24 protein-coding genes are annotated in these 25,316 nt (G+C 44.4%); 10 read left to right on the plus strand and 14 right to left on the minus strand.

Translation table 11 applies throughout. The annotated features are described in order from the left end of the window. Positions 1 to 174: 174 nt before the first annotated feature. Positions 175 to 1,404 carry an RNA-guided endonuclease TnpB family protein gene (locus DMB44_RS03405; protein ID WP_110640850.1) on the plus strand — a complete coding sequence of 410 codons (1,230 nt, stop codon included), beginning with the start codon at positions 175 to 177 and terminating at the stop codon, positions 1,402 to 1,404. On the opposite strand, the gene DMB44_RS03410 is transcribed toward DMB44_RS03405, so the two are convergent. After that, the gene (locus DMB44_RS03410) at positions 1,390 to 1,674 is read right to left on the minus strand and encodes a hypothetical protein (RefSeq protein ID WP_110640852.1); all 285 of its coding nucleotides are present in this window, start codon (positions 1,672 to 1,674) and stop codon (positions 1,390 to 1,392) included. The genes DMB44_RS03405 and DMB44_RS03410 overlap by 15 nt on opposite strands. Positions 1,675 to 1,930: 256 nt before the next feature. Here DMB44_RS03410 and DMB44_RS03415 point away from each other — a divergent pair, with 256 nt between their 5' ends. After that, complete coding sequence (locus DMB44_RS03415; protein WP_237265271.1) at positions 1,931 to 2,335, plus strand: archease; 405 nt, start codon at positions 1,931 to 1,933, stop codon at positions 2,333 to 2,335. Between the two features lie 34 nt (positions 2,336 to 2,369). On the opposite strand, the gene DMB44_RS03420 is transcribed toward DMB44_RS03415, so the two are convergent. Further along, on the minus strand, positions 2,370 to 3,491 hold the full coding sequence (locus DMB44_RS03420; RefSeq protein WP_110640856.1) for a saccharopine dehydrogenase family protein: 1,122 nt from the start codon (positions 3,489 to 3,491) through the stop codon (positions 2,370 to 2,372). A 59-nt stretch (positions 3,492 to 3,550) separates the two neighbouring features. Then, positions 3,551 to 4,210: a hypothetical protein gene (locus DMB44_RS03425; RefSeq protein ID WP_110640858.1), complete on the minus strand. Its 660-nt coding sequence runs from the start codon at positions 4,208 to 4,210 to the stop codon at positions 3,551 to 3,553. Positions 4,211 to 4,375: 165 nt separating this feature from the next. Between DMB44_RS03425 and DMB44_RS03430 the strand changes: the two genes are divergently transcribed. The 5 genes from DMB44_RS03430 (at position 4,376) to DMB44_RS03450 (ending at position 9,287) form a co-directional block, all read left to right on the plus strand. Beyond that, a complete protein-coding gene (locus DMB44_RS03430; RefSeq protein WP_110640860.1) occupies positions 4,376 to 5,788 on the plus strand; it encodes an MFS transporter in 1,413 nt (470 codons plus the stop codon). A 4-nt stretch (positions 5,789 to 5,792) separates the two neighbouring features. Continuing rightward, on the plus strand, positions 5,793 to 6,536 hold the full coding sequence (gene deoC / locus DMB44_RS03435; RefSeq protein ID WP_110640862.1) for a deoxyribose-phosphate aldolase: 744 nt from the start codon (positions 5,793 to 5,795) through the stop codon (positions 6,534 to 6,536). A gap of 125 nt (positions 6,537 to 6,661) precedes the next feature. Then, complete coding sequence (gene tnpA, locus DMB44_RS03440; protein ID WP_110640864.1) at positions 6,662 to 7,075, plus strand: IS200/IS605 family transposase; 414 nt, start codon at positions 6,662 to 6,664, stop codon at positions 7,073 to 7,075. Continuing rightward, positions 7,072 to 8,124, plus strand: coding sequence for an RNA-guided endonuclease TnpB family protein (locus DMB44_RS03445; protein WP_110640866.1), 1,053 nt, complete (start codon positions 7,072 to 7,074; stop codon positions 8,122 to 8,124). The genes tnpA and DMB44_RS03445 overlap by 4 nt, the downstream gene beginning before the upstream one ends. A 92-nt stretch (positions 8,125 to 8,216) precedes the next feature. After that, on the plus strand, positions 8,217 to 9,287 hold the full coding sequence (locus DMB44_RS03450) for a TrmB family transcriptional regulator (RefSeq protein ID WP_110640868.1): 1,071 nt from the start codon (positions 8,217 to 8,219) through the stop codon (positions 9,285 to 9,287). Between the two features lie 66 nt (positions 9,288 to 9,353). Here the strand turns inward: DMB44_RS03450 and DMB44_RS03455 are convergent, their stop codons facing one another. The 6 genes from DMB44_RS03455 to DMB44_RS03480 are packed head-to-tail and all read right to left on the minus strand — an operon-like array spanning position 9,354 to position 17,253. Then, complete coding sequence (locus tag DMB44_RS03455) at positions 9,354 to 11,084, minus strand: hypothetical protein (protein ID WP_110640870.1); 1,731 nt, start codon at positions 11,082 to 11,084, stop codon at positions 9,354 to 9,356. Then, the gene (locus tag DMB44_RS03460) at positions 11,081 to 13,030 is read right to left on the minus strand and encodes an amylo-alpha-1,6-glucosidase (protein WP_237265272.1); all 1,950 of its coding nucleotides are present in this window, start codon (positions 13,028 to 13,030) and stop codon (positions 11,081 to 11,083) included. Before DMB44_RS03460 ends, DMB44_RS03455 begins: the two co-directional genes overlap by 4 nt. Continuing rightward, positions 12,996 to 14,114 (minus strand): ABC transporter ATP-binding protein, encoded by a 1,119-nt coding sequence (locus tag DMB44_RS03465; RefSeq protein ID WP_110640874.1) that lies wholly within the window; start codon positions 14,112 to 14,114, stop codon positions 12,996 to 12,998. Before DMB44_RS03465 ends, DMB44_RS03460 begins: the two co-directional genes overlap by 35 nt. A 4-nt stretch (positions 14,115 to 14,118) precedes the next feature. Then, positions 14,119 to 14,991 (minus strand): carbohydrate ABC transporter permease, encoded by an 873-nt coding sequence (locus DMB44_RS03470; RefSeq protein ID WP_110640876.1) that lies wholly within the window; start codon positions 14,989 to 14,991, stop codon positions 14,119 to 14,121. 1 nt (position 14,992) lies between these two features. Beyond that, positions 14,993 to 15,916, minus strand: coding sequence for a carbohydrate ABC transporter permease (locus tag DMB44_RS03475; RefSeq protein WP_237265273.1), 924 nt, complete (start codon positions 15,914 to 15,916; stop codon positions 14,993 to 14,995). A gap of 14 nt (positions 15,917 to 15,930) precedes the next feature. Next, positions 15,931 to 17,253 carry an extracellular solute-binding protein gene (locus DMB44_RS03480; protein WP_110640880.1) on the minus strand — a complete coding sequence of 441 codons (1,323 nt, stop codon included), beginning with the start codon at positions 17,251 to 17,253 and terminating at the stop codon, positions 15,931 to 15,933. A 173-nt stretch (positions 17,254 to 17,426) separates the two neighbouring features. Here DMB44_RS03480 and DMB44_RS03485 point away from each other — a divergent pair, with 173 nt between their 5' ends. Next, positions 17,427 to 17,876, plus strand: a complete 450-nt coding sequence (locus DMB44_RS03485; RefSeq protein ID WP_110640882.1) for a nitrilase-related carbon-nitrogen hydrolase — start codon at positions 17,427 to 17,429, stop codon at positions 17,874 to 17,876. 3 nt (positions 17,877 to 17,879) lie between these two features. Here DMB44_RS03485 and DMB44_RS03490 read toward each other — a convergent pair whose 3' ends face one another. The 4 genes from DMB44_RS03490 to cpsA all read right to left on the minus strand — a co-directional run bounded on the left by DMB44_RS03490 (position 17,880) and on the right by cpsA (position 21,027). Further along, positions 17,880 to 18,248 carry a hypothetical protein gene (locus DMB44_RS03490; protein ID WP_110640884.1) on the minus strand — a complete coding sequence of 123 codons (369 nt, stop codon included), beginning with the start codon at positions 18,246 to 18,248 and terminating at the stop codon, positions 17,880 to 17,882. Positions 18,249 to 18,284: 36 nt separating this feature from the next. Continuing rightward, entirely contained in the window at positions 18,285 to 19,502 is a 1,218-nt protein-coding gene (locus DMB44_RS03495; protein WP_110640886.1) for an RNA-guided endonuclease TnpB family protein, read from the minus strand. Between the two features lie 107 nt (positions 19,503 to 19,609). Next, a complete protein-coding gene (locus DMB44_RS03500) occupies positions 19,610 to 19,840 on the minus strand; it encodes a hypothetical protein (RefSeq protein ID WP_110640888.1) in 231 nt (76 codons plus the stop codon). Beyond that, on the minus strand, positions 19,837 to 21,027 hold the full coding sequence (cpsA, locus tag DMB44_RS03505) for a carboxypeptidase CpsA (RefSeq protein WP_110640890.1): 1,191 nt from the start codon (positions 21,025 to 21,027) through the stop codon (positions 19,837 to 19,839). The genes DMB44_RS03500 and cpsA overlap by 4 nt, the downstream gene beginning before the upstream one ends. Positions 21,028 to 21,237: 210 nt before the next feature. On the opposite strand from cpsA, the gene DMB44_RS03510 reads away from it, so the two are divergent. Further along, positions 21,238 to 21,867 (plus strand): hypothetical protein, encoded by a 630-nt coding sequence (locus tag DMB44_RS03510; protein WP_201796925.1) that lies wholly within the window; start codon positions 21,238 to 21,240, stop codon positions 21,865 to 21,867. Between the two features lie 37 nt (positions 21,868 to 21,904). On the opposite strand, the gene DMB44_RS03515 is transcribed toward DMB44_RS03510, so the two are convergent. Further along, entirely contained in the window at positions 21,905 to 23,332 is a 1,428-nt protein-coding gene (locus tag DMB44_RS03515) for an APC family permease (protein WP_110640891.1), read from the minus strand. Between the two features lie 491 nt (positions 23,333 to 23,823). Here DMB44_RS03515 and DMB44_RS03520 point away from each other — a divergent pair, with 491 nt between their 5' ends. Then, positions 23,824 to 25,311, plus strand: coding sequence for an APC family permease (locus DMB44_RS03520; RefSeq protein WP_110640893.1), 1,488 nt, complete (start codon positions 23,824 to 23,826; stop codon positions 25,309 to 25,311). Positions 25,312 to 25,316: the final 5 nt, after the last annotated feature.

Raw genomic sequence — 25,316 nt, forward strand, 5'->3', positions numbered from 1 at the left:
TCCATTACCATATTTAGGAAAGCCATTGGGCATTTCCCAACAGACAAATCGAGGTTTATAGAAAAGTTAGGAGTTTGAGGGAAGCAGTAAAACTCTCTCTTCGGACAGGAGATACACGGACTTCCCCCCAATACATAGAAAGATCTATAAATAATCTCATCATATCTATAATCAATGATAACAGCTGCCAGAGTGAAGCTGTATCCAAACGAAGGACAGAAAATTTTACTGGAGAAGCACTTTGGCAGCTGTAGATTCGTATACAATTACTTCTTAGCGAAGAGGGATGAATACTATATAACGCATAAGAATGCTAAAAAATCCTCTTTAAACTATTTAGACACAGCGAACATGCTTATCGAACTTAAAGAGAAGTATCCATGGTTGTACGAAGTTAATTCGCAATCCTTACAGATGTCTCTACGCTTTTTAGACAATGCATTCAAAAACTTCTTCCATAAGAACGCAGATCATCCAAGATTCAAAAGGAAAGGTATTAACGAATACTTTGCAGTACCACAGCACATAAAAATTCAAGGAAACAGGATCTATTTCCCAAAGTTCTCTGAAGGCATATACTTCAAGGGATCTAGAGAGAAACTTTCAAAGATCAAAGACGTCAACGAGATAATAATAACAAAGGATTCAGGATACTACTACTGTTCCATAATATATGAGATACCAGAAGAGTTCCCAGAGAAGAAACCGTTATCCTCAGAGAACTCCGTTGGCATAGATCTAGGCATCGAGAAATTTGCAACCTTATCGAATGGTATAGCAATAGAGAATCCAGGATTCATAAAGAAGATAGAAAAAAGAATAAAGCGTCTTCAAAAACAGCTATCGAAGAAGGAGAAGACATCGAACAATAGAAGGAAGCATATACTTAAATCACAGAAGGAGTACATGAAGCTGAGAAACATGCGTGAAGACTTCGATGATAAAATATCGACTGCGATAGCCAAGCAGTACGATACCATAGTCATCGAAGATCTGAACGTACATGGAATGATGCAGAACCATCATATATCGAAGAGTCTAAGTGATGTTTCTTTCTATTACTTCAAGCAGAAACTGGAATGGAAAGCGGAAAAATATGGAAAGAACATGATCGAAATAGGAAGGTTCGATCCATCATCTAAGATATGTTCAAGATGCGGTAACATAAAGCATGATCTGAAGTTATCAGATCGCATATATCGTTGTGATGTATGTGGTCTTATCATAGACAGGGATCACAACGCATCAAAAAATATAAGGAAGATTGGACTTATAAAAGTAGGATCGGTGCGGTCCGAATTTACGCCTGTGGAGATCGCAACATCGGGCTTGTACGGAATATATCCGTACAGGCAGAGGTCGGTCGGTGAAGCAGGAAGCTCCGAAGCTTTAGCTGAGGAGTAGCTCACCGAATTTCCTCTTCGTGAATATGGCCTCATTTCCGATGGCAACTCCAAATTCATTGAACCCCATCTCTGCTCCCCACATCCAGATCGGCCTTGATATAACCACGGCATTTACATCACCATTATACTCGACCTCAGTATATGTGGCCCTGATCGATCCTTTCCGCTCATTATGAGGATAATATTCTACAACCTGAATTTCTCCTGGTTCCCTATCGCTATTCTTTCCAAAATACGCTACATCCTTCTCTCCGTTATTCTTTGGCATAGAAATAATGGTATCACACATGATGCTGTATACAAAGACTATCTGTATTTAAATTACTCCCTGTTTTATTGCTTCGGCATGTTCGAAGCTGCGTGAAAATGAAAATCCATAATGCAATTTGATCCCCATAGTGAGAAAGATCCCTTTATATCGCTTCAAGGGCTGAGATCCGGGGCTGAACTTGGAAGGGATCATTCGAAATTAACGCATTTCGACCCAATGATGAAAATTTTTTATGTATTCTGATGATGCCAGTATGTTGAGCTACGAAGTTGTGGATCATGAGAGCGATATCGGCGTGATTGTCTACGGAAAGAGTTATGAGGAATTATTCTCGAATGCAGTGTATGCAATGGCCGATCTAATACTTGATGTTTCCAGATTGAAGGAAAACAAGAGGATGCATGAGGTAATATCCGGTAAAACTCCAGAGGATATAATGGTGAATCTTCTATCGCGCGTACTCTTCTATCTGGATACATATTACATTCTGTATTATCGTATAACCTCGAAATACAGTGATGGGGAGCTTGATGTATATTTCTATGGATCTGAGGTACCGGAAGGCATTGAATACAGGAATGTGATAAAGGCTGTAACATACAGTGATCTTGCCGTCAAGCCAGAAGAAGGCTATGCAAAAATAATATTTGATCTGTGAGCACGGTAAAAGGATGCTTATGTGTATATTCAGATTATGATTCCGTAATCCTGAGATTGATCTTGTTTCTGATCAGATTCTTTATTAGTTGATCGAAGTAGCCCTGCGTTCTTGACAGCACTTCTGGAAAGATCACTCCTGACATGGATACGTTTCTGTTCATGAGGTATTCTCCAGTTATGCTGGCCGGCAAAGAGGTGGCAAGATCCATGGCTGTTCTCTTCAATTCGTCTGAATAGTGCAGCTCCATCTCCGCAGTTCGTTTCAGTTTTCGGCCGGATCGCTCACCGTCCACCTCAACGCGCATCAGCACTACATCACGTACGTCTGGTCTGAATAGGGTATTTGACAGAAGACGTTCAGAGATCTCGAACATGCTGAGATTGCATCCGGGTATTCTTTCGCTGGAGAAGTAGCCAAGATCTCTGATTGTAGCCATCTTTTCTGCGTGGCCCTTATATCTGACGGTTTTTTCGAACATTTCTCCGGTGCATGCAATGTTCCTGATCAGGCTTCTAAGTCCATCAGTGTAAAATGATTCGAGATTTTCGTATGTTCCTATACTCAACAGATCGATGCCGGAGAGCGGAGGCACCTGTGTTTTCTTACCATCTTTAACTATATTAACGGGCCGGGTATATTCATCAATAAGCCCCTCTATTGACCATGTAATAGTGTAGTCTATCGGCGGAACTGGACGATCCGGTATCCCGCCTACATATATGCGTACATTTTCAACGATATCCAGATCTCTCGCGAAGTAACCAACTGTGGCATTTGTAAGACCGGGAGCAAATCCCATATCCGGTATTATGATAGAACCAGAGTTTTCCGCAATACTGTTAAGCTGATATGGATCCTCTGGCGTATATGAAACGTCCACAATCTTTCTGCTGGTTTTCACGGCATTCTTCAGAAATGTCATGCCGATTCTGCCAGGCAGCGCGCTCATTATAAGATCGTAATTCCCCAGAATGCCGTATGAAGTATGATCCATTGCATCGAATTCCATTGTCCTAATTTTAGGCATTCTGTCCCTTATCTTGTTTAGAGAATCCCTGCTTCTGTCTGCGATGTCAACTTCGTAGCCATCATCAATCAGATTCAGAGCTATGCCTGCGCCGATCTTTCCGGCTCCAACCACAAGTACGTTCATAATAATATAAGATTATGGCATTACATATTACTTTTGAAATAGTCATTTCAGCGTAAGTATCAAGCCTTAACCGAAGTTCTACTAAACACAGCGTTCCTGTCGAAGAATCCTATCCAAAGGAGAACGATGCCGATGAATTCTGCATAATAAAGAAAGGCAGGAAATTTCGCTATGTATAGGGTGCCGGCGATGCTGACTATTACGACCCCCAGAATTATGGAGAACAGCCTGAAATCCCTCTTTCTTCTGTAACTGAGAACAGCCACGGCTATTATGACCACCGCTGCTGGAAATGTTATCAGTGAAGAGGCGATGGTATCATTCAATGGCAGTGGACCAAATACCACATAATTGAGTACTATTCTCTCCACAGGAAACAGTATAAGCGATATTATGAGATAAATTGATACAATCATGGAATAAACGTAATAATAGCTCAACCATTTTCCGCCGGAAATGTTTGCCGAACCAAACGATAAAAAGAGGACAAGTTCCGCAACCGCAAAAAGATAAATCTTTATCAAGGACTGATTGAATATACCATAGGCAAAAACTGTTTCCAGCAGAACGGAGAAGGCAAAGAGCCACATTCCTATGGACCAGAAGAGCGAAGATCTTCTGTGATTTCTGACATAGTTGAGTGTGAGAAATATAGATAAAATGGCTGAAAGTATGAATATCAATATCGTGGAAGCTATGACCACCGCCTGAGCATTCATAGATATCGCATTTCAAAGAGGCGTATAATATTTCTCATTTTTAGATGCCTCTGATCATTCTGACATTCCCTCCATCGTTATATACAATGTTTATAATAAATATAGGAATGACATTGAAAATATTTTATACGAAATTAATAAATATATCCATTGAGTTTATCTACCGTGGACGAAGAAAAGGTTTCTGTTGTTCATAAAACCGAAGTTAAGAGAAGTCAGGTGAGATGGGTCATAGTTTCTCTGCTGTTCACGGCCATTCTGTTCAACTACGCTGACAGAGAGATATGGATCGTGTCAGAGCCTGCCTTTGCCTATGCATTTGGGTGGTCTCATTCAGCAACGGCTCTCACTGCCACTGCAATACACAATATTTCCCTGATACTGTTTTTCTGGTCTCTTTCATACGCAATATTCAATTTTCCTGGTGGCTGGATAGTGGATAAGCTTGGTCTGAGAAAATCCATGACGACCATGTTTGCAATCTGGTCAGTTTTCACGGCTCTAACAGCGGCGACATTCAATTTCATCAGCATGGCCATCGTCAGGGTCATAATGGGTGCTGGTGAGGGGCCTGTCTGGCCCATAAACTCAAAAGTGGTGAAGGGCTGGGCGAACAGATACGACGAATCAAAGTCGTTTACGCTGGCCGGTGCTGGACAGGCGGTTGGGCCAGTCATCGGCCTTGTTGCCGGAGGCATACTCGTCACGCTCTTTGGTTGGCAGGCAGCCTTCATACTGTTCGGTGTTCTGGGGCTTATCTTTGCCGGCATCTGGTATTTCTACGTACGAGATAGACCGGCGGAGGACTCGAAGGTCAACAGCGAGGAGCTAGCGTACATCAGGGAGGGCAAGAGCGAGGAGGAGAAGGAAGAAAAGGTTCTGCCATCGAGGATCAGCTGGAAGATCTCAGCCAAGATGATATTCGGAACGCAGGCAGGTTGGGGCACATTCCTTGTTTTTCTCTCATTTGGTTATGTCCTTTTCACCTTCCTGTACTGGCTTCCACCACTGATGTTCTCTACCTTCGCACATACGGTTGAAAAAAGCGGGCTCTATTCCGCAGCCATAGATGTGGCTCTAATCGCAGGATTCCTCGGTTCCGGGCCGTTCAACGACGGTCTTCTGAAGAGATTTCCTGACAACAAGCCGCTGGCAAGAAGGCTAGGCGCTATAATACCCATGGTTCTCATGATCATAATGGTGGGCATGTCCTACTTCACCGGGAAAGCGCATAACCTTGTCGGAACGGCAATATTCCTTGGCATAGGAAGCGGGCTCATGAATCTCACGGTAGGATCATGGGCTGTGAATGCGGTGGATCTAGCGCCAGCTGGAACCTCCGCTACCGTATACGGAATATACAACGGTTCGCTCAATTTTGTCGGCGCTTTCAACTCCATAATCGAAGGTGCACTGTTCATCAAGTATGGTCCTGTCCTTGCATTCACCAGCTCTATCATATTCATGCTGATGTTCCTTGGGGGTTATCTTGGTCTCATAAGGAAGAAGACGTGGGAAAGGGCGATGGAGTACAAGGAGCAACTTTCAAAAGAGGCTTACTCATACCTCAAGGGGTGAATCTTTGAAATACACTGTAGAACAGATCATGCGGCTGGTTGATCACAGCGGGCTTAAGCCGTATCTGACCGAGGACGACATAAGAAACCTCGTGGAGGAGGCCCATATGATGGGCAATTATGCAGTCTGCATCGAGCCCATATACGGCAAGTTAGCTCTTGATCTCATAAAGTCCAAGAAGTACCATATAAAGCTTGACGTCACGTTAGATTTCCCATTCGGATCGCTTTCTACAACTTCAAGGAAGAAGATCATAGAGGACATGGATTACGCCGATGAGGTTGACATCGTCGTTCCTATGGGGTATGTGAAATCCCACCGCTGGGATCTTGTCGATCAGGATCTTAAGGGTATCGTTAGAACTGCAAAGGACATGGGTCTTGTCATAAAGATCATAACTGAGGACGGTTATCTGACTCGCGAAGAGAAGGACAGGATCTACGATTCGGTGATAAGATCGAACCCGGATTTCATAAAAACAAGCACCGGCTTTGCAGATAAGGAGTACTGTAGATCTCTGGGAAATGTCTCTGGTGCAGATCCAGAAAACGTGAGGCTGATGGCTAGCAAGGCCAGCGAACTTGGATCAGATATCGGTATAAAGGCCGCAGGCGGCATCCACACGTACAGTGAGGTGGAAAGGATAATAGACGCCAGTGGTAGACCGATCGATCCTGAGAGGCTGAGGATAGGCATGAGCGGAACAAGGAAGCTCTTTGAGGAGATGCTCGCAATGAAGAAGGCCTGATACTCGACAATTTAGTTTTCAATTTTTTTCTTCTTACACAAAAATGGGCAAGAAAGCTCCGACCTTCAGGGAGGAGATGAATTGCGAAAGGTATATGAATAATAAAGGTATAACGTATTTGGAAGATGGAAATAGCCAACAAGGAAAAGGAATACCATTATGAAGATCATATGGTGTACAGCTGTCAGTACCATGTAATATTTTGCCCGAAATATAGGAGAAGTGTGCTTAACCCACCAATTGATGGTCGGTTGAAACAGTTAATCCTTGAAAAGCAGGATGATTATAGATACAAGGTGCTTGAGATGGAGGTGATGCCAGATCATGTGCATCTTCTTATAGACGTGAATCCGAAGAGAGGTGTGTATTATGTTGTGAACAGAATTAAGGGATATACTTCGCATGTACTTAGGGAAGAGTTTCCAGAACTGAAGAGAAAGCTTCCAACCCTGTGGACACATTCAAAATTCATTTCTTCTGTAGGCGCAGTGACACTTGAGATTGTGAAGAAATATATAGAGGAGCAGAAAGGTGTATGATCTTAACATTTAAAATCAAGCATAATAGGGATTTCTCCATCGAATTAAAAAAAGCTAAGCTGATTGCTAATTTTGCGATAAAAACGCATACTCTTTCTTCGAAGGACGTCAAACAATTCGGTCTGAAGAGCATCATAGCAAACCAGATATTGAGAAAGTATTCGAGGAACAAGAAGATAAAAAATGTTAAGAGCGTGAAACTGACGATACCTAACCAAGGGATTCATGTGGATAAGGAGAAGCATGAAATATACATACCCTCTTTGAAACTAACTTTTCCATACATCTTCAGAAATGATTTCGAAAAAATTAATCAGATTGAGATAGGCGATGTGTACGCTTATGTATCTGTGACCGTGCCTGATAAACGATTAATTGAGCCACAGGTATGGCTTGGGATTGACAGGAATACAACAGGACACATTGCTGTCGTTGCCGAACCTCAAACAGGGAAGGTGTGGAAGCTTGGAAAGCGTGCGGAACACATACACAGGAAATACAGGGAAATTAGGAGGAAGCTTCAGAAAGCAAAGAAATACAGACTGTTGAAGAAGATTAAGAACAGGGAAAGCAGGATAATAAGGGATTTGAACCATAAGGTATCAAGGAAGATTATAGAAATAGCCAAAGAACAGAACTCTGGAGTGAAACTTGAAAAACTTGATGGCATAAGGAATAACAAGAGACACACCAAATCATTCAACTATGGCCTGAACTCATGGTCTTTCTATCAGCTCCAGAAATTCATTGAGTACAAGGCAAAGCTTGACGGTATTCCCATAACCTATGTTGAGCCGAGATACACATCGAAAGAGTGTTCTCGGTGTGGAAGCATAGGGATTAGGGAGGACAAATCATTTAAGTGTCCTAATTGTGGACACGTTGACCACGCCGACGCCAACGCTTCGTTCAATATAGCGTTGCGTCCACCTTTAGTGGAAGACGCAGGTCAATTGCACACAGACAGGGATGCGTGCAAGGGGAGCACTGATACCCCCAGAGGGGCAACTCCGAGAACGACGGAGACCTCAGAACCTCCGTCGCTTTAGCGAGGAGAGTATGTCAGCTCGTCCTGTAGTATCAGTTATACAATCTGCTATTAGTATAAAATTATATCAAAACTTGTCATATCTGGAACGTCATGACGGACAATGAACTCGGAAGCAATCCAGATCATGCCAACATAATATCGATATTACAGGATCTGGGGCTCACAGAGAATGAATCGAGGGTCTATATACTGCTGCTGGAGTATGGCAGCATGGCCGCTCAGGATATACTTAGATATCTCCCGCTCAGACAGCCTCAACTGTACGATATCACGTCGAGTCTGGAGAGGAAAGGTTTCATAAACATACTGCTGGGCCGTCCGAAAAAATACGAGGCTGTCGATCCAGAGGCTGTCGTTGAAGCCAGGGAACAGATAATAAGCAGGAACAGAAGATATTTCCTCAACTGGGCCAACCGTGCAATGGAGACAAGGAGGGAGACCACAGCATTGATCAATGCAAAGAACATCAGGAGTGTGATAAACAACTCTATAGAACTTATCAATGAAGCGAGCAGGACTCTGGAGATAGAGACGACGTGGGAACTCTATGGATACCTAGGCAGCTCAATAGCAAGAAAAGTGAGGGAGGGATGCCGCGTTGAACTTCTCTTCTTCGGTGCGGATATCCATGAATCTGATCTTGAGAATGAATTCATGGATCTGGATATAGACATAAAATATGTTGCACCTGGCCAGTTCTACACCGTAATATCGGATGAGAAGAACTCTGTTTTCATGCCGAGAAGCGTCGCGATGAACATGGAGATCGAAAGGTATGGATACGTTATAAGGGACAAGGACATGTCATGGTTCATCACGCATAATTTCTTTGTGGGATGGTATCGCGGAGAGGAGATAAGGAGTCACCCTGTTAGGCCTTCATATACCTATTATTCCCAGAGGGTGCTTGTGAATGATCTGAAGAGGCTGTTCAGGAGTGGTAAAAGGATGAAAGGCGTGCTTGATGGAACGTTCAGATCAACCGGTGATCATTTCAGGTCGGAGGGAGAGGTGATAGGGATAGATTCTGACACGGAGATCATCAACTTCACGTTTAAAACAGAGAAAGGGCAGTATAAGGTGGGCGGCTATGATTCACAGATAGAGGACATAGTGATGAAGTCGTTCACGGTTATGTCCATAGAGGACGCGAAACGATGAATTCGGCATTCGGATCAGGGATACCTCCACTTGCTTGCTAACCTCGTTTATGCTGGAAGCGGGCCTTTAGAATTTGAACATGTACTCCCTTTCTCTGAACCTGAGATTCCTCAATTCTCCTGTTCCGATCAGGGTGTCAAGCGATCGTCTGTCTGAGGCGAGTCCGTCGCCAGATGCGTGTATTCCCAAAAGGCCTTCCACTATAGATTCAACGTATATTGCTGCTGACCAGGCTTGAAGATAGCAGCCCTGTGAATTGTTTGCGATCTCCGGGAAGGAGAATGGGGAGAAGGCACCGAAACTCGCATTCAGCTTCCTGAAGTATTCTGCTGCGTTCTCAACGTCCTTATATTTGGCTGCCGCTATGGCAAACATTCCCGTATTTATTGGCATGGAGTTTCCGTGTTCGTCTACCGTTATACCGTATTCCCCTGAAAGTCGTTTGAGCCCCCCCTCTTCAGATGTGAATTTTTTGTAAGTATCGGCATCAGATAATCCGGCATAGAATGGTACGATCGATGTCCAGAAACCCATATCCATGGGTACACCATCCGCAATCCTGTTTGCATATGTATTTCGTTCTGGTAGCCAGAATGAATCAAGCATATTCTTAATATCTTTTATCTTAGCATCGAGTTCGATATCGTCTGCGAACTCAGCTGCCGTTTCAGAGCCATTATCTCTGAATTCTTTGAGTTTGGAGAGCGATAATAAGGCGAAGGTTATCGTATCAATATCTATACCCTGTCCAGCATTGGCATCTTCCATTATGCCTCTTCCACGATATCCAGATTCAAGAAGATATCTGATCGATAGATACGACGTTTCTATGAGATGGGTCGAACCTGCAAGATTACCCGACCATTCCACATATCTTAGGACAGAATATGGGAAAAGTGCGGTTTCTTCAAGATCCCCCTCGTTGTAAACCTTTCCGCTGGTTATGATCTCATGCGGTATACGACCAGACCTGCTGAATCTGGCGAGTACGTTGAGGGAACCATAAGCCAGATCGAAGAAGCCAGCATCCATCATCCCATTCATTGAGAGCAGCGTGTCTATTCCGAAATACCATGGAAAATCAGGATGCCCACCGGTGATGCCGTATCCGATTCCAGGCACTATAAGCGAAAGTCTGATCATGTTTTCCTTGGCCATACAGAAATTTCTGGTTATATCTTCCTTGCTGGATCTGAGTTTAGAATATCTGTATATGTCAGCATATGAATTTATCTTAATGAAAGGTTTCTTTCCATGTACGGTATTACTGTATATTCTCAAAAGTGCATGTCTTCCTGTGCTGACGATCAATGTATTTCCGTTCAGCGTGAAGTCGTTCCGCGTGGACACTATGATGGAGCTTTCTGGAAACATGTGGCTATGCACAGACACTGATCGTTTTCTGACATAGATTGCTGTATAGTTGATACTGAACCAGATGGTCTCGGGGAGGAGATCTATGACAAGATCGCGATCGGATCCGTCGTGGTTTTCAAGTGCAATGATGAAATCATGATCCCTGTTGAATCCTAGGGTCAGTGTCGATCCTTCATAGAAGAATTTTGCCGATCCGCTCTCTATCACGGTTTTTGATGGCGCAGAGATACCATCTGGCCCCCTGAGGTGAATATTCTTCAGCAATCGGACAGGCGGATACCAAAGCCCATTCATCTCACCCTTCTTGTGATATCCCATACTGTCTGGTATGAGATCTAGGTAGCTGATGAAGTATCCATAGGGACATGATATGGTGAATGGCCGATGATCAGCCTTCTCGACTCTGATCAGGCCCTTCATCTGCTTGCACCCTCTGACGCAGTCTGCGTTATCTCTCTGAACGAGAATGAATCTCTTGTGAAAGTCATATCGAAGATCCTATCCCGCCATGGAATGTTGTATACTCTAACCCGATCCCAGTTATCGGGGAGCTGATGGCCTCCGCTGTATCTGGACGGATCGAACTCCATCGGATCCATGTTAAGCATGCCGCGCATGACGGACATTACGAACATGGATGATGACCAGCCCTGCGCAAACTGTCCAGTGGGGGTTGGAGACATGGCGTCGTAGGTCTCATTTATTCTACCTGGATCTGCGGCTGAAAATGCCAGATCCACGAACGATCTAAGTTGTTCGAATGCCAGATCAGGAGCGCCATTGTTGTATGCGGCCATGACGAACCATCCGGTCATCAGTGGCCAGACGGTACCTGTATGGTATCCGCCATCATACATGGGATCGTAGACGGACATTGATCTGATGCCCCATGGCGTCATGACGCCACGCGAAATGTCCAGTATCCTCTGCTTGACGGACTCATCCTTCATGAATATGCCTGGTACAAATTGCATGGCACTCCTTATTATATGCGATCCTTCGTCAACAAAATCCACAGACTGTGCATCTGAGAAGAAGGTGGACATGTATCTGTCTCTGGCCTTCACATACTCTGTACCGCCGAATTTTTTTCCATACAGCCTGAGTACCTCCAGCCAGAGTGCGTTCACATCAACCGTTTTACCATTTCTGATGTTGGCCCATGTCTCAGGCCATCCTATCAGCCCCCTCTTGAAATCGTTCTCCAGCAGGCCGTCATTATCCACATCGCATGTCTTGCAGAAGTCAAAAACTACTTTCGCGTCCTGCGATGAAAAGAACCTTCGGCTCCAGTTCTCAAGCGATGCGTTGACCATTAGCCAGAGCGGACTGCTGTCTATGGACATGTACATGGTGTTGAATCGAACATCACCTATGCTGTAGCCTTGATCGCCGCCATCTCCAAGCCCTATTTCGTGCGGAATCCTTCCATGATCGGAATATCTGAAGAGCGTGGACATGTGATTGGCCGTCAGATCCGATAGGCCAACCATATTCGCAGCTAGCGCCATCCAGAGGCCATCCCTGCCGAAGAACCATGAATACACCGGAAACCCTGCAAACCAACCGCTTCCCTTCTCGGTAATGGAATAGAACTCAAGGAGATCGTGCTTTGCCCAAAGGAAAAGTTTGTTGAATTTGGGATCCGGTGTTTCCAGCACAGCTATATCTGCAACTTGTTCATGGTACTTCAGCGTTTCATCCATATCCCCGCTGCCCTCACTATCTGTGTCTGATATGATTATCTCAGCCTCAGTTAGGTCATGAAACGATACAAACACGGTATCATCTGACGCCGTTATTTCGATGCGATCAGGAGAATTTATTGTGATCGATGTATGAGCGATATCGGACGAAACGGAAACTCGCTTATCATCAATGACAAAATCAAAGGTCTCCGCCGTCGATCTGGAAGGCCACGCTGCCGAGTGCCCTATCTGGAAGGAGAGCGATAGATTCTGTCTGTCGGAAGATAGCATCTGTATGTGCAGTGATCCGTCCGCCTCGGATATGTAATCTATCCTTTCCATCCCGCTATACTGCCTGTATATGTATCCGAGCCCTCTCACATATTTAGAAAAGACTGATGACAGCGGTTTCCCTTTCAGATACCCATCCATTGAAGCAATGTGGTTTAGACTCCCCTTCCAGTAACCTACCCTGGATCTGTGCATATCCGATCGAACTATGGTGCCGTTCAGATATGCTATGAAATGCGCCTTGGTTCCCTTGATCATGCTGTAATTATAGGACTGCAAGTATTCATGCGGCGTAAAGACCCAGTGTCGCATGTCCCTGTAGTTATCTTCATTATTCAGGCCTCTGGCCTCCTCAATCAGCTTCCTTGACCTTCCTGGAAGTACCATAGTCAACCTCCCTTATCAGCGAACCGCTCATGCGATCGAACAGATACACTCTGCCTGGCTTTACCTTTACGTGAAACATTTCACCGTTCTTCAGATCTCTAAGCTCCGAAGATACTTCATCCTTTGGAATAACGGCTCTGATGGGCGTCTCTCCTATCTTAGCATGGACCTCAACGTTGAGTCCAGAATTTATGGAATAATCGAAAATTGCGGACAATCCGTCCTTTTCAGACATACCCAGTATCTCAGGTCTGAGGCCAATATATGCCTTGCCGTCAGGGACTATCTCATCAATATCGATGTATCCCGCATTGGAGATGCCTATCCTTGTCCCCTCGTCTTTATGCTCAAGATCACATTCCAATATATTCATAGGTGGGTTTCCGATGAATCCTGCGACGAATACGTTTGCGGGATGATCATAGAGATCGTCAGGAGTGCCCATCTGCATGATCTTTCCCTGGTTCAGGACCAGTATTCTGTCCGCAAGGGCCATGGCCTCATCCTGATCGTGGCACACGTAGATGATCGTCTTCTTGACCTTCTCGTGAAACGAACGAAGTTCACCCAGCATCTCGCGGCGTAGTTTTGCATCGAGGTTGGACAGCGGTTCGTCCATCAAAAATACTGATGGGTCTCTGACCATCGCTCTGGCTATCCCAACCCTCTGCTGTTCACCGCCGGAGAGCTGCCTTGGATATTTGTCAAGATGCTGGCTTATGTGCAGGATCTCCGCAACTTCCTCCACCTTCTTCCTTATCTCTTCCTTTGGTACGTGCTTTATCTTCAGATTGAGGGATATATTATCGAATACCGTCATGTGTGGATAGAGCGCGAAGTTCTGAAAGACCATGGCTATGTTGCGATCCGAAGGATACAGATCCGTTACGTCGCTGTCATCGATGTATATTCGCCCAGAATCCACAGGTATCAGACCGGCTATGCTCCTCAGGAGAGTTGTTTTCCCGCTTCCGGACGATCCAAGGATGACGAAGAATTCGCCGTCATCCACCTTGAGATTGAAATTGCTCAATATCTCTTTATCCCCATATCTTACGCTTAGATTCTGAATTATGACGCTCATAAATTCACCTGTAATAATTCATGGATATGCCACTTATGAAGTACTTCTCGAATACGACGAATATGACTATAGTAGGTATCATGGTGAGAATGTTTACAGTCATCATCTGATTCCAGTATATCTGCGTTCCATTAGCACCCTTGAAAAAGTTGAGAACCAGAGGAAGCGTGAACATGTTGAGGCTGTGAACCTCCATGAGAGGCCACAGGAAATTGTTCCATGATCCTATGAACGAGAATATGGTTGCTGCCGCTATTGCCGGTTTTGCCATTGGCGCGCTCACCCTGAAGAATATCTGCCATGGCCTCATGCCGTCGATCTTCGCAGCCAGCTCCACCTCCTCCGGTATGGTGAGGAAATACTGCCTCATTATGAAGACATCCAGAGCAGAGGCAATCTGCGGAAGGATCAGACCCTGATACGTGCTGAGCCAGTTCAGGTCAAGCATGAACACGTAGGACGCAATGGATATAACTGGGAACGGTATCATCAGTGTAGCCAGGACTGCGTAAAAAAGATAATCCCTTCCAGGAAATCTGAGCCTCGCAAAGGCATATCCAGCAAGCATTCCCACGAATACGCTTCCAGCTACAACGCATATGGAAACGAAGACGCTGTTGAAATACCACAGTGGGAAGTCGCCAAATCCCCACACAGTTCTAAGATTTGTTATGAAATACGATATGCTCGTCTGGCTCAGCGGATCCATATTGGGCGGGAAATTGGCAAATATGCTGTTTCTGAACGCCTTTATCACTGTCCAGTAAAAGGGAACAAGGTAGACAATGGCAAGAATTATGGAAATGGCATATATAAGATAGGTCTTTGCGGTTTCACCAACGTTCATATTCCTTTTTCTTCGTTCGCTTCTGAACACATCACCACCTCCTCTCGGTTATGACTCTTCTCTGGGTGATCGTCAGCACGAGTATGATCACGAAAAGGACAAAGGATGCGGCAGCTGCAAGCCCTATGTCGCCTATGTAAACGAAGGTTCTGTTGTATATGTACATGAGCGGCACGTAGGTTGCCCTGGCAGGTCCGCCATCCGTTATAACGTATATCTGATCGAAGAGCTGCATCGCCCCGGTCAACCCAAGGATCACCACAAGTATGGTGGAAAATCTCATCAATGGGAAGTATATGTATCTGAACCTCCTGAGTCCTGACTTGAGGCCGTCTATCTTGGCCGCGTCCATGACCTCCTGCGGTATGGACTGCAGCCCTGCAGAGTATACGATCATGAAATAGGGTGCGGTTGTGAATATATTCATGGCCATTATGGCTGGAAATGCATATCTGGTGCTGAAGAGCCAGTTATGCGGAGGGATTCCAAAGAACGATAATATGTAGTTTACCAGCCCCGTGTTGGAGAATACCCATATGAATATGATCGACATTGATACCGGCGAGACGACGGCCGGAATGAAAACGATGGCTCTTGCGATTCTGCTTATTCTCGATGCCGTATTGAACAGCAGAGCATAACCGAAGGCCAAGAAGGTCTGAATCGTGACTACCACTGCGGTGTATATCAGAACATTTATCAATGCGATCAAAAAAGCTGGATCTCTTACTACATCAACGTAATTGTTGATACCAACAAAATATATGCTGTGGAAGAACGGATCATAATGAAACAGGCTTATGGCAAAAGAATATATCGCCGGGAAAAAGGTGAAGACCGTTATGAAGATCATGAGCGGGATCACGAATATGATCCCGGTCATCTCCTCCGGGTCCTTGCGTTTTTTCCTCTCTCCCACTTTTATGTTTTCCTTATTGTATATATTTGATTCCACAGACCTCACCGGGGTCAGAGTGTGGAAGTACCTTTAAGGTTTGTGTTCGTTTCATTTATGATCTCATCGTATGCCTGGTTCGGTGTGATCTTCCCTGCAAACAGATCGACTATTATGCTGTGTGCAGCGCTCTCAGTGGCCTGGAAATTGGTTGTGTTGTAGTTCCATCCGTATGCATGCGGGAACTGCTCTCCGGCAAAGCTCTGTATTGGGAAGTTCGTCTTGTACCAGCTGCTCTCGAGTATCGCGGTTCTTGAAGGCAGAGCGAGGCCCTTGGATACCCACTGCTTCTCTCCAGATGGTCCGGTGAAGAACATGACGAACTGCTCAGCAGCCCATGTCTGAGCGGGCGTCAGATGGCTGTTGACCGCAAGGCCCACGTTGAACATCATGGTTGCATTCTGGACATCGTAAGGCATGAAGGCGTATCCTATGGCCGAGGTATCGTTCTTGAAGTATGAACCGTTTGCAAGCAGCACAGGTACCGTCCATGTGCCGGTTACGACCATGCCGACCTTTCCTGACGCGAAGTCACCGCCGTTCCATCCGGCGCTCAGATTGGAGTTGAGGCCGGCCAGACCACTTGAGTAAAGACCATACCAGAAGTTGATAGCTGTCTTCAGGCCAGCGCTGTTGGGCGAAGCTCCGGTGCCTGTCTGGTTTATCCACTGCCCACCAGCTTCATGCATGAACGCCAATATCCTTGCGAACTGTGGCCCGACAACCATTGGATAGTACCCGGTTCCACCGTTGGATAGCTTGCTCTCGTTCTGCTTAAGCATGACCAGCGTGTGCTGTAAAGCTGTCCAGTTCCATGCACTGTAATTGGTGGGATACGGGACATGCTCCGCATTGAATATGTTCTTGTTAAACAGGACGAACAGTGGGCTCCAGTCCTTAGGCGCAGCGTAGAGCTGGTTGTGCTGCATGAATGTATCCAGTATCTGTGGGGCGAAGCCGGTCAGATTGTAGGTAGTGTTGGAGCTCAGTACGGGTGTGAGATTCAGCAGATAGCCTCCCTTGACGAATTCCGGCAGAACATCATTCTCCATATAGAACACTGCAGGCCCGGAATTGGATGCGAGTTCAGTCTCCAGTGTTCCATAATAATTGCTCGTTATTGGCACGAATTTGACGGAGATGTTAGAATGCATGGCATTGAATTCATTCACCATCTGTACATCGAATGTGTACTCCTCACCGCTAGAGACCCAGCCAGAAAAGACTATGGAAGTTTTTGCCGGTCCAGAAGTAAGATTATGATACTCTATGCCTCCAGCTATAGCAGCTACTGCGACCACAACAACAATGATTGCTATTATTGCTTTCTTATCCATTTTACAGTCTCCAACAGTTATATACTAACTGCTATTAGTATATCATAAATCACATACTTAAACCTTGTCAATTATATATATCAATCTAGATCATATATAACTAATCTTAAAATCGGATGCTCATGTTTGGAAAAGCAGGAATAAAATTAAGTTAGGTATTCCAATATATTATCATGCGTATTCTTGCAATTCAGCTCAGGATAGGATCGAGAGACCTCGATCTGGAAACATACCGGAACCATTTGGAGGATATTTTCAAGCGTTCTCAACCTGGCGATTTCCTGATCTTTCCTGAGGAAACGGGGCTGCCCATATCCCTGGGACATGTAATCGATAAGTTTGGAGTGAAAATAGACGAGAATGCCGATGCAGGAGAATTTCCTAAGTCATCCGATGCAGAAACATTCAGATCTATCTTTTTATCCGTCGGAGAAGAAACGAGGAATAGCTTTTTATCATTTTTCTCCGAAATGTCGAGAAAGTATCAGGTCTATGCTTTGGCCTGCGGTAATATTCCTGAGGAAACAGAAACACCGCGTATATACAACACGGCATATGTTTTCGATACGATGGGAAACGTTGTATTTAGGCAGAGACCGGTTTATGAAGCAGGAAGCTCCTAGGCTTCAGCCGAGAAGTAGCTCACCATGAAAGTCCGATCCGGCCATACAGCGAATATGAAGCCCAGCGATTAGAAGATCCTTCCAGGCTTTCAATGCCAGCTCATCTTCTTCATTCAATGGGCCATTCCAGATTTCAATTGCGTCTGCATTTTCATACGACTCTGATCCCCACATCCAAGAATCGCTCTTGAAGGGATGATTGATCGTTACAAACGCGCCTTCATCATGAGCTATCCTCGAGGCCTCGAAGAAGGTTTTGGGCTCCTTTAGAGTATATTTCTTGAAACACCCTACTTCCGGAGCTATGGGTCTGTATAGGCCTATCATATCCGCGTGTCTCTTGAAATTTTCCCATTCCTCGCCAGGTATCACATATTCCAGAAGATCTTCCGATGAGCTACTCCTAAGCTAAAGCATCGGAGCTTCCTTCCATCGAAGAGACCTCTGCCTGTACGGATATATTCCGTACAAGCCCGATGTTGCGATCTCCACAGGCGTAAGTTCGGACCGCACCAGCCCTACTTTTATAAGTCCAATCTTCCTTATATTTTTTGATGCGTTGTGATCCCTGTCTATAGTTAATCCGCATACATTGCAATGATATATGCGATCTGATAACTTCAGATCATGCTTTATGTTACCGCATGATGGACATATCTTAGATGATGGATCGAACCTTCCTATTTCGATCATGTTCTTTCCGTATTTATCGGACTTATAGAGAAGTTTCTGCTTGAAGGAATAGAAGGAAACATCGTTCAGACTCTTCGATATATGATGGTTCTGCATCATTCCATGTACGTTGAGGTCTTCGATGACTATGGTATTGTACCGCTTGGCTATCGCAGTCGATATTTTATCATCGAAGTCCTCACGCATGTTTCTCAGCTTCATGTACTCCTTCTGTAATTTAAGTATATGCTTCCTTCTATTCTTCGATCCATTTTCCTTTTTCGATAGCTGTTTTTGAAGACGCTTTATCCTTTTCTCTACCTTCTTTATGAATCCTGGATTCTCTATCGCTATACCATTCGATAAGGTTGCAAATTTCTCGATGCCTAGATCGATGCCAACGGAGTTATCTTCAGATAATGGTTTCTTCTCTGGTAGTTCTTCCTCATTTTCATATATAATAGAGCAGTAATAGTATCCTGAATCCTTTGTTATTATTATTTGATTGATGTCTTTGATTTCAGATAACTTTTCCTTAGATCCCATGAAGTATATGCCTTCAGAGAACTTTGGGAAATAGATCCTGTTTCCTTGAATTTTGATGTGCTGTGGTACTGCGAAGTATTCGTTCCTTCCCTTGATCCTGAACTTAGGATGTTCTGCGTTCTTATGAAAGAAGTTCCTGAATGCATTATCAAGAAAGCGTAATGACATCTGTAAAGATTGTGAGTTTATTTCATACAGCCATGGTTTTTCCTTCTTGAGTTCGATGAGCATGTTCGCTGTGTCGAAATAGTTCAGAGAAGATTTTTCATTATTTTTATGCGTTATGTAATACTCGTCCCTCTTCGCTAAGAAATGATTGTACACGAATCTGCAGCTGCCAAAGTGTTTCTCCAATAATATTTTCGGTCCTTCGTTTGGATATAGCTTCACTCTGGCAGCTGTTATCACTATCTATAGATACGGTAAATTGCTTACAAATATTTCCATTGAGGGAAGTCCGTGCATCTCCTGTCCGAAGAAAGAGTTTTACTGCTTTCCTCTAACTCCTAACCCCTCTATAACTCTTGGACTGTATTGTGATCCGTTATATCAACTATGTCTATACCATCCCTCATTGCCAGATGTACAATCTGTCTCGGCGTCAGCATTGCCTTCTTCATTACCAGTCTTTCCAATGGCCATAGGAAAGGATGAAATGCTCCTTCCCCGCTAAGAGGATTGATGGAAAATTTGGAATGCACATGCATCTGTACATAGGTCAATGCTGACGCATTCGGTTCTTTCATTTCTTTCCCGCAAAATGCATGGCCACCAAGACATGAGATAGTGCTCCATATTTCAGATAATCCTCATCCACGGTGAATCTTGGGCTGTGATTCGGGTAAATTATACCCTTCTTCTCGTTCCTTGTTCCAAGGAAGTAATAGGTGCCAGGCGCCTTCTGCAGGAATCTTGAAACATCCTCGCCTCCCATGAGCGGTTCCGTTTCTATGACCTTCATTCCCTTTATACTTTCAAGGACGCTCCTGACCTCTTCTGTTATCTTCGGATCGTTATAAGTCACCGGATAGGCATTTTCTATAAATTCTGTTTCGGCTCTGGCACCGAATGCTTCTGCCACGCCAGCGGCAGTATCTCCTATCTTCTTCTTTATGAAGGCGCGAAGATCCTCATCAAGAGTGCGCAGAGTACCGAGCATCTCCAGATTATCCGGTATGATGTTGTCCTTTGTTCCTGAATGGACTGAACAGACCGATATCGTGACTGGTTTTCTCTGGTCTATGAATCTGGATCTTACGCCGTAGAGTGCATTGATTATGTTGGATCCGATGTAAATTGGGTCGATCGCGTCTGCAGGCGCGGATCCATGGCCACCCTTTCCGTGCACAGTTATTTTGAATCCATCTGGTGCTGCCATTATTGCACCGCCCCTGATGGCAAAGGTACCCGCTGGAAAATCTCCTAGGACATGAAGACCGAACACATGATCGACATGCGGGTTTTCAAGTGCTCCGTCCTCTATCATGGGCAGCGCTCCACCTCTCCCACCGTCCTCTTCGGCCGGCTGGAACAGGAATTTTATGTTTCCATCAAGTTCGTCCCTGTGCTTGGAAAGAATATAGGCAGCGGCCAGCAGCATTGCTGTATGAGAATCATGGCCGCAGGCATGCATGACCCCCTTATTCTTGGAGGCAAATGGAAGGCCGGTCTGTTCTTCTACAGGCAGGGCGTCCATATCAGCTCTGAGCCCTATTGTTATTCGACCCGTCTTTCCTCTTATGAGACCAACAACGCCGGTACCTCCAACATGTTCCCTGACCTCCACTCCAAAGGATCTAAGTTTGTCAGCAACGTATTTGGCCGTATTGATCTCCTGATATGATAGTTCTGGATTTTCGTGCAGATAGCGTCTCATCTTTATGAGTTCTTCATTGTATTCTTCCAGCTCCTTTCTGAGAACTTCTGTATTCATAGATGTATTATACATACGGAGTTTTTAAATTATTTGAATGTCCATCTTACGTTATGTCAACCTGTAAAGTCAGCAATATAAGAAGATGGCACAGTGATATGCTGTAATGCATAGGCTCATCTAGATTTTTCATAATCATAAATGTGAGTCTATGTCATTTTGAATATTTATGAAGAGATAATGTTTTATTCATGATAGTTATTCTTATCTATGGCAAATGAAATGGCATCATCCAGGGCATCTCTGGAGCAGGAAGTGTATCTGCGGTCATTGACGGGAAGGCTCGTGGGGATCTATGAGTTTCAGGGATTCAAGAAGGTTGCGATAATAAGCTATCCAGACAGAATCTGCGAATCGATATCAACCGCTGCGGCAGTAGCCTTCTTCGACAAATATGGATATGAGGAAGGCAAGATCTCAATCTTTGACTATGGCGATGATATAGAGAAGACTGCTAAGGAGATCATAGAAAAGGGATTTGACGCGGTTTATACCGCATTCGGCGGTGAGCAGAAGATGAGCGATGTTAGCAGCATGTTCAACAAAACTATTGCTGCCTTAAAATCCGCTGGATACAAGAAGGCGCTGCTCATTCATGTGCGTGCTTGGCTTGCAACGAAACAGCTGTCGACGCTGATATCGGACAGAGCAATGAAGGAATACCTGAAGTCTCTTTCCGAGATAAGGCTATTCACAGCGGATCCTGCCGGCAGAAAATTCTTCTTCCATAGGGTCAGGATAAACGAAGATGGCTCCATAAAATTGGAAAAATATGCAGAGGAAGAGATAACACAGGAGCATGCAAATCTTCTAAAGATCTCGTTGCCGCCGCCGGAATAAATTAATATTGATTGAAAAAATTTTTTGATATTATCTTTCAAGCTTCGGACGCATAAGGCGATGCATCCTGCATATACATTGCAATCTTGTCCGGGTGTATTTTCATCTCCACGAATGTCATAACCGCTGAAATGGGTATCCAGGCTATGCCAACATAGGCAGCGATATTGAACGGATAAGAGGGCGGCGCGGGATACATCGTGAAGAACATGACAGCAATCAGCACACCAATGGCTATCGCCGGAAATATAAGGTGCTGGAACAGGTGAAAATCGTTCATCTTCTTGGCATAGAATGGAAGCCCTATGGACGCCACTATATGCTCTGTATATGCTGAATAGCCGTTGGCGAACAACATTACAAGGCCTCCAGTGACAGGCCCAAAGAGCGCACCGAAAATTATTGCAAGGAGAAGCGATAAGCCAAATACGAACATGGCTGAAACCGACGGAGATCCGTATTTGCTGTGTATCCTTGACATGGATTTGGGCAGAAAGAGGAGTCCGGACTTCGCGAAGCTGTAATATATCCTTGAGTTTGCATTGCTTACTGATACGTTGTATCCCATGAAGCTGTTAATGGTTACGACTATGAGCAGTATATAGAGGATGTAACTTTCCTTTTTGAACAGCATTATCCCAGGATCTGGAGCGGATGCGAATTTTGCCATGTTTGCAGGTCCATATCCGATTGTGAACGCATATGAAACAAGTATGAGCGTTATGCCCGCTACTATGACAGTCGAAATTAGGGCTTTCCTGACAGCAACATGTGAATTTTTCGTTTCCTCAGCAAGGGACGTTATAGAGAGCGTAGTTCCGAAGAATAGAACGACGGAATATATCATCGAATAGAACAATTGTGATAGGCCTCCGGGAAGATACTTGGTCGTGAAAACTGCCAAGGTGTTCGCATGACCGGCAGATATTATGATAGCTATAGATCCCGCTATCAGCACGGATATCTCTATTAAGCCACCGAGAATCTGATAATCCGTTGCTACCTTGATGCCGAAGTACGTAAACAGAAACGCGATCAGGGCAGCGACAATTGAAATGCTAATCCATACCCATGCACCGCTAAGCGATGGATTGATAAGACTGATGAAGGAAGCAAGGCCGAGAAATCCAAAGCTGGCATATCCAAGTATTGAATAGAAGAACATGTTCCAAGCCTGAAACACACCAGCAGTCTTTCCAAGAGATTTATACGTAAAGGTAAAATAGGATCCTGCGGATGATATGTACTTCGAGAACTGATATCCTGTGTTCATTATGAAGAGGTAGAAGACAATGCCAAGAAGGATCGAGAGCGGCGTTGCGCCAAGAGCAAATAAAGCAACACCAGTAAGCAAATATGCGGCATCTGCGGCGATCGATAGAGTCCCCATGGCCTGCCATATCAGTCTGAACTCGCCTATTACATTCTTTTTTAGAGTCGTTTTCGGATTGTCAGATATTTGCATGCGAGTGAAACAATTATTTTATTAATTAAGATTTTCATCATTTATTGCAGATTAATATGCAAATATTTGATATCTTGCCATTTAACATAATATTATATGAATAAACATCAGAAATGAGTCTTGAATTCCATAAGGTTTCAATATTAAAAAAATCATTTATGATGCACGGATATGCCCGAACATTGATCGGGTGGATAAAGGTCAATTGAAGATGGCTGGAGATTATCCATATCAACTAACATTTTCCATTTTGGGATTTTTCTGCATTATTGATCATGGCCAAATCGATATTATCAAAGATTCCAAGCGATCCTATAGATGGTAATGATGAAGCTTTTCTTCCTTTTTGTGTAATGATGGGAATAAATTTTTCGGAACAGATGACGTTATAGATTGATTTATCTGAGCAAACATTGTTTTGAAATATATTTAAAAGGTTAGGAAAGGAGTTTAAATAATTCTGATTTCATATTCATGAGGATGGTGATCTGATGCATAATAATTCGGAGAATGAGAATCAACTGAGCAAGGGAAGCATAGGTTTACTTGGGCTAGTGATGATATCTATGGCCGGCGTCTTGGCTATTATAGGCCCAATGGAGGTATCATCGTTCATTGGCAGTGCTGGACCTGCCGCCATGTGGCCGGTTATTCTTGGTTTCATCCTGTTCTTAATTGTCTCATTGCCCATTCTCGAATATACGAAGATTGTTGGATTTGCGGGAGGATATTATGGCCTTTCTGAGCTCGGCTTTGGAAGGGCCGTCGGAAAGTTCACGTCTCTTTCAAATTACGTTTTCTATATATTTTGGCAGACGACGAATTTCTTTGCTATGTCTGCGATCATTGTTGATACGGTGGATGAGTTATATAACTACATGATCCCGATATGGGGCTGGCTTCTCATAGGGATACTGGTCTTGGTGCTAACCAATCTGATGAGCTCTCTTCATCCAAAATTATTGAGCCGGATACTTATATATATAACAGTGGGGACCACGATACTTGTCGTGATCTTTATAGCGTATGTGATCGCAAAATCACCCTATAACAGCCCATATTATCTGAATCCAGCCAACAGCTATTCAGGCTTCACTGGAATTGCAACAGGTACGGCGATATACGGCTTCTTCCTCTACGTAGGATATGGTTCTACACTCTTCTATACGGAGGAGGCTAAGAACGGCAGAAAGGATGCATGGAGGGCAATATACATAGGGCTGGGCTTATCTGCTATAGTCATAGCACTTTCAGCTTACTCTATAGTTGCCGCGGTGCCCAAATCGGATCTGTCGACCGTAGCCAGTTCAGCTCTGCCAGAGATTGTTGCATGGATCTATTATTTTCCGAAATGGGTTCTTCTGGCATTGAGCATTGTGGTCGTCGCTATCTCCATGCTTTCATTTGGCGCTGGAGGTGGAGCACAGAGCAGGCTCATGTGGGCAATGGCAAGGGATAGATTCATCTCAAGCAAATGGCTTCTCAAGCTGAGCAAGAAGAATAAAACGCCGGTTAACGCAGTCTTACTGCAGTTCATAACGGTACTGGTGGTGGCATTCATCGTGGCAGGTATAATGGTGGCAGTATATGGTTATAACATAAATACAGTGACAACGGCGTGGTTTGCTGCTGGCGCCGGTGGTACGATAATTTGGTACTTCCATCACTTCATCCCGGAGTTTGGCCTATTCCCATATATAAGCAGGAACAAGGGTATAAAATATTCCAAATTCAGAAAATGGATCGTTGGATTGATAGTTCCTATCGGAGGTACCGCTTTATTCATATACACTTTCTATCTCGGTATAATATCGGACTTGCTGGAACCATACTTCGCCTTTCTGCTTGCGGCAGTTTTTGCACTATTTGGAATACTGGTCTATGTACTGTATAAAGCCATGAAGGGTAACATTGGTGAGAGTACTGTTACGTATATGGCTGCGGAATCCGAAAAAATACCGATAGCGGACGACAGATGATCCAT

Source organism: Thermoplasma sp. Kam2015 (assembly GCF_003205235.1).
GTDB lineage: Archaea > Thermoplasmatota > Thermoplasmata > Thermoplasmatales > Thermoplasmataceae > Thermoplasma.

What these genes read in the sequence shown, in the direction of transcription:
- DMB44_RS03420 (WP_110640856.1), bottom strand. Translation starts at nt 3,491, where the DNA reads ATGAACGTACTTGTGGTTGGAGCCGGAAAGATCGGCGCAGGCATAGCT.
- DMB44_RS03455 (WP_110640870.1), bottom strand. Translation starts at nt 11,084, where the DNA reads ATGAAGGGCCTGATCAGAGTCGAGAAGGCTGATCATCGGCCATTCACC.
- DMB44_RS03500 (WP_110640888.1), bottom strand. Translation starts at nt 19,840, where the DNA reads ATGAAAGAACCGAATGCGTCAGCATTGACCTATGTACAGATGCATGTG.
- DMB44_RS03510 (WP_201796925.1), top strand. Translation starts at nt 21,238, where the DNA reads ATGGCAAATGAAATGGCATCATCCAGGGCATCTCTGGAGCAGGAAGTG.
- DMB44_RS03445 (WP_110640866.1), top strand. Translation starts at nt 7,072, where the DNA reads ATGATCTTAACATTTAAAATCAAGCATAATAGGGATTTCTCCATCGAA.
- DMB44_RS03410 (WP_110640852.1), bottom strand. Translation starts at nt 1,674, where the DNA reads ATGCCAAAGAATAACGGAGAGAAGGATGTAGCGTATTTTGGAAAGAAT.
- DMB44_RS03485 (WP_110640882.1), top strand. Translation starts at nt 17,427, where the DNA reads ATGCGTATTCTTGCAATTCAGCTCAGGATAGGATCGAGAGACCTCGAT.
- DMB44_RS03450 (WP_110640868.1), top strand. Translation starts at nt 8,217, where the DNA reads ATGACGGACAATGAACTCGGAAGCAATCCAGATCATGCCAACATAATA.
- DMB44_RS03415 (WP_237265271.1), top strand. Translation starts at nt 1,931, where the DNA reads ATGTTGAGCTACGAAGTTGTGGATCATGAGAGCGATATCGGCGTGATT.
- DMB44_RS03465 (WP_110640874.1), bottom strand. Translation starts at nt 14,114, where the DNA reads ATGAGCGTCATAATTCAGAATCTAAGCGTAAGATATGGGGATAAAGAG.
- DMB44_RS03520 (WP_110640893.1), top strand. Translation starts at nt 23,824, where the DNA reads ATGCATAATAATTCGGAGAATGAGAATCAACTGAGCAAGGGAAGCATA.
- DMB44_RS03405 (WP_110640850.1), top strand. Translation starts at nt 175, where the DNA reads ATGATAACAGCTGCCAGAGTGAAGCTGTATCCAAACGAAGGACAGAAA.
- tnpA (WP_110640864.1), top strand. Translation starts at nt 6,662, where the DNA reads ATGGAAATAGCCAACAAGGAAAAGGAATACCATTATGAAGATCATATG.
- cpsA (WP_110640890.1), bottom strand. Translation starts at nt 21,027, where the DNA reads ATGAATACAGAAGTTCTCAGAAAGGAGCTGGAAGAATACAATGAAGAA.
- DMB44_RS03480 (WP_110640880.1), bottom strand. Translation starts at nt 17,253, where the DNA reads ATGGATAAGAAAGCAATAATAGCAATCATTGTTGTTGTGGTCGCAGTA.
- DMB44_RS03460 (WP_237265272.1), bottom strand. Translation starts at nt 13,030, where the DNA reads ATGGTACTTCCAGGAAGGTCAAGGAAGCTGATTGAGGAGGCCAGAGGC.
- DMB44_RS03515 (WP_110640891.1), bottom strand. Translation starts at nt 23,332, where the DNA reads ATGCAAATATCTGACAATCCGAAAACGACTCTAAAAAAGAATGTAATA.
- DMB44_RS03425 (WP_110640858.1), bottom strand. Translation starts at nt 4,210, where the DNA reads ATGAATGCTCAGGCGGTGGTCATAGCTTCCACGATATTGATATTCATA.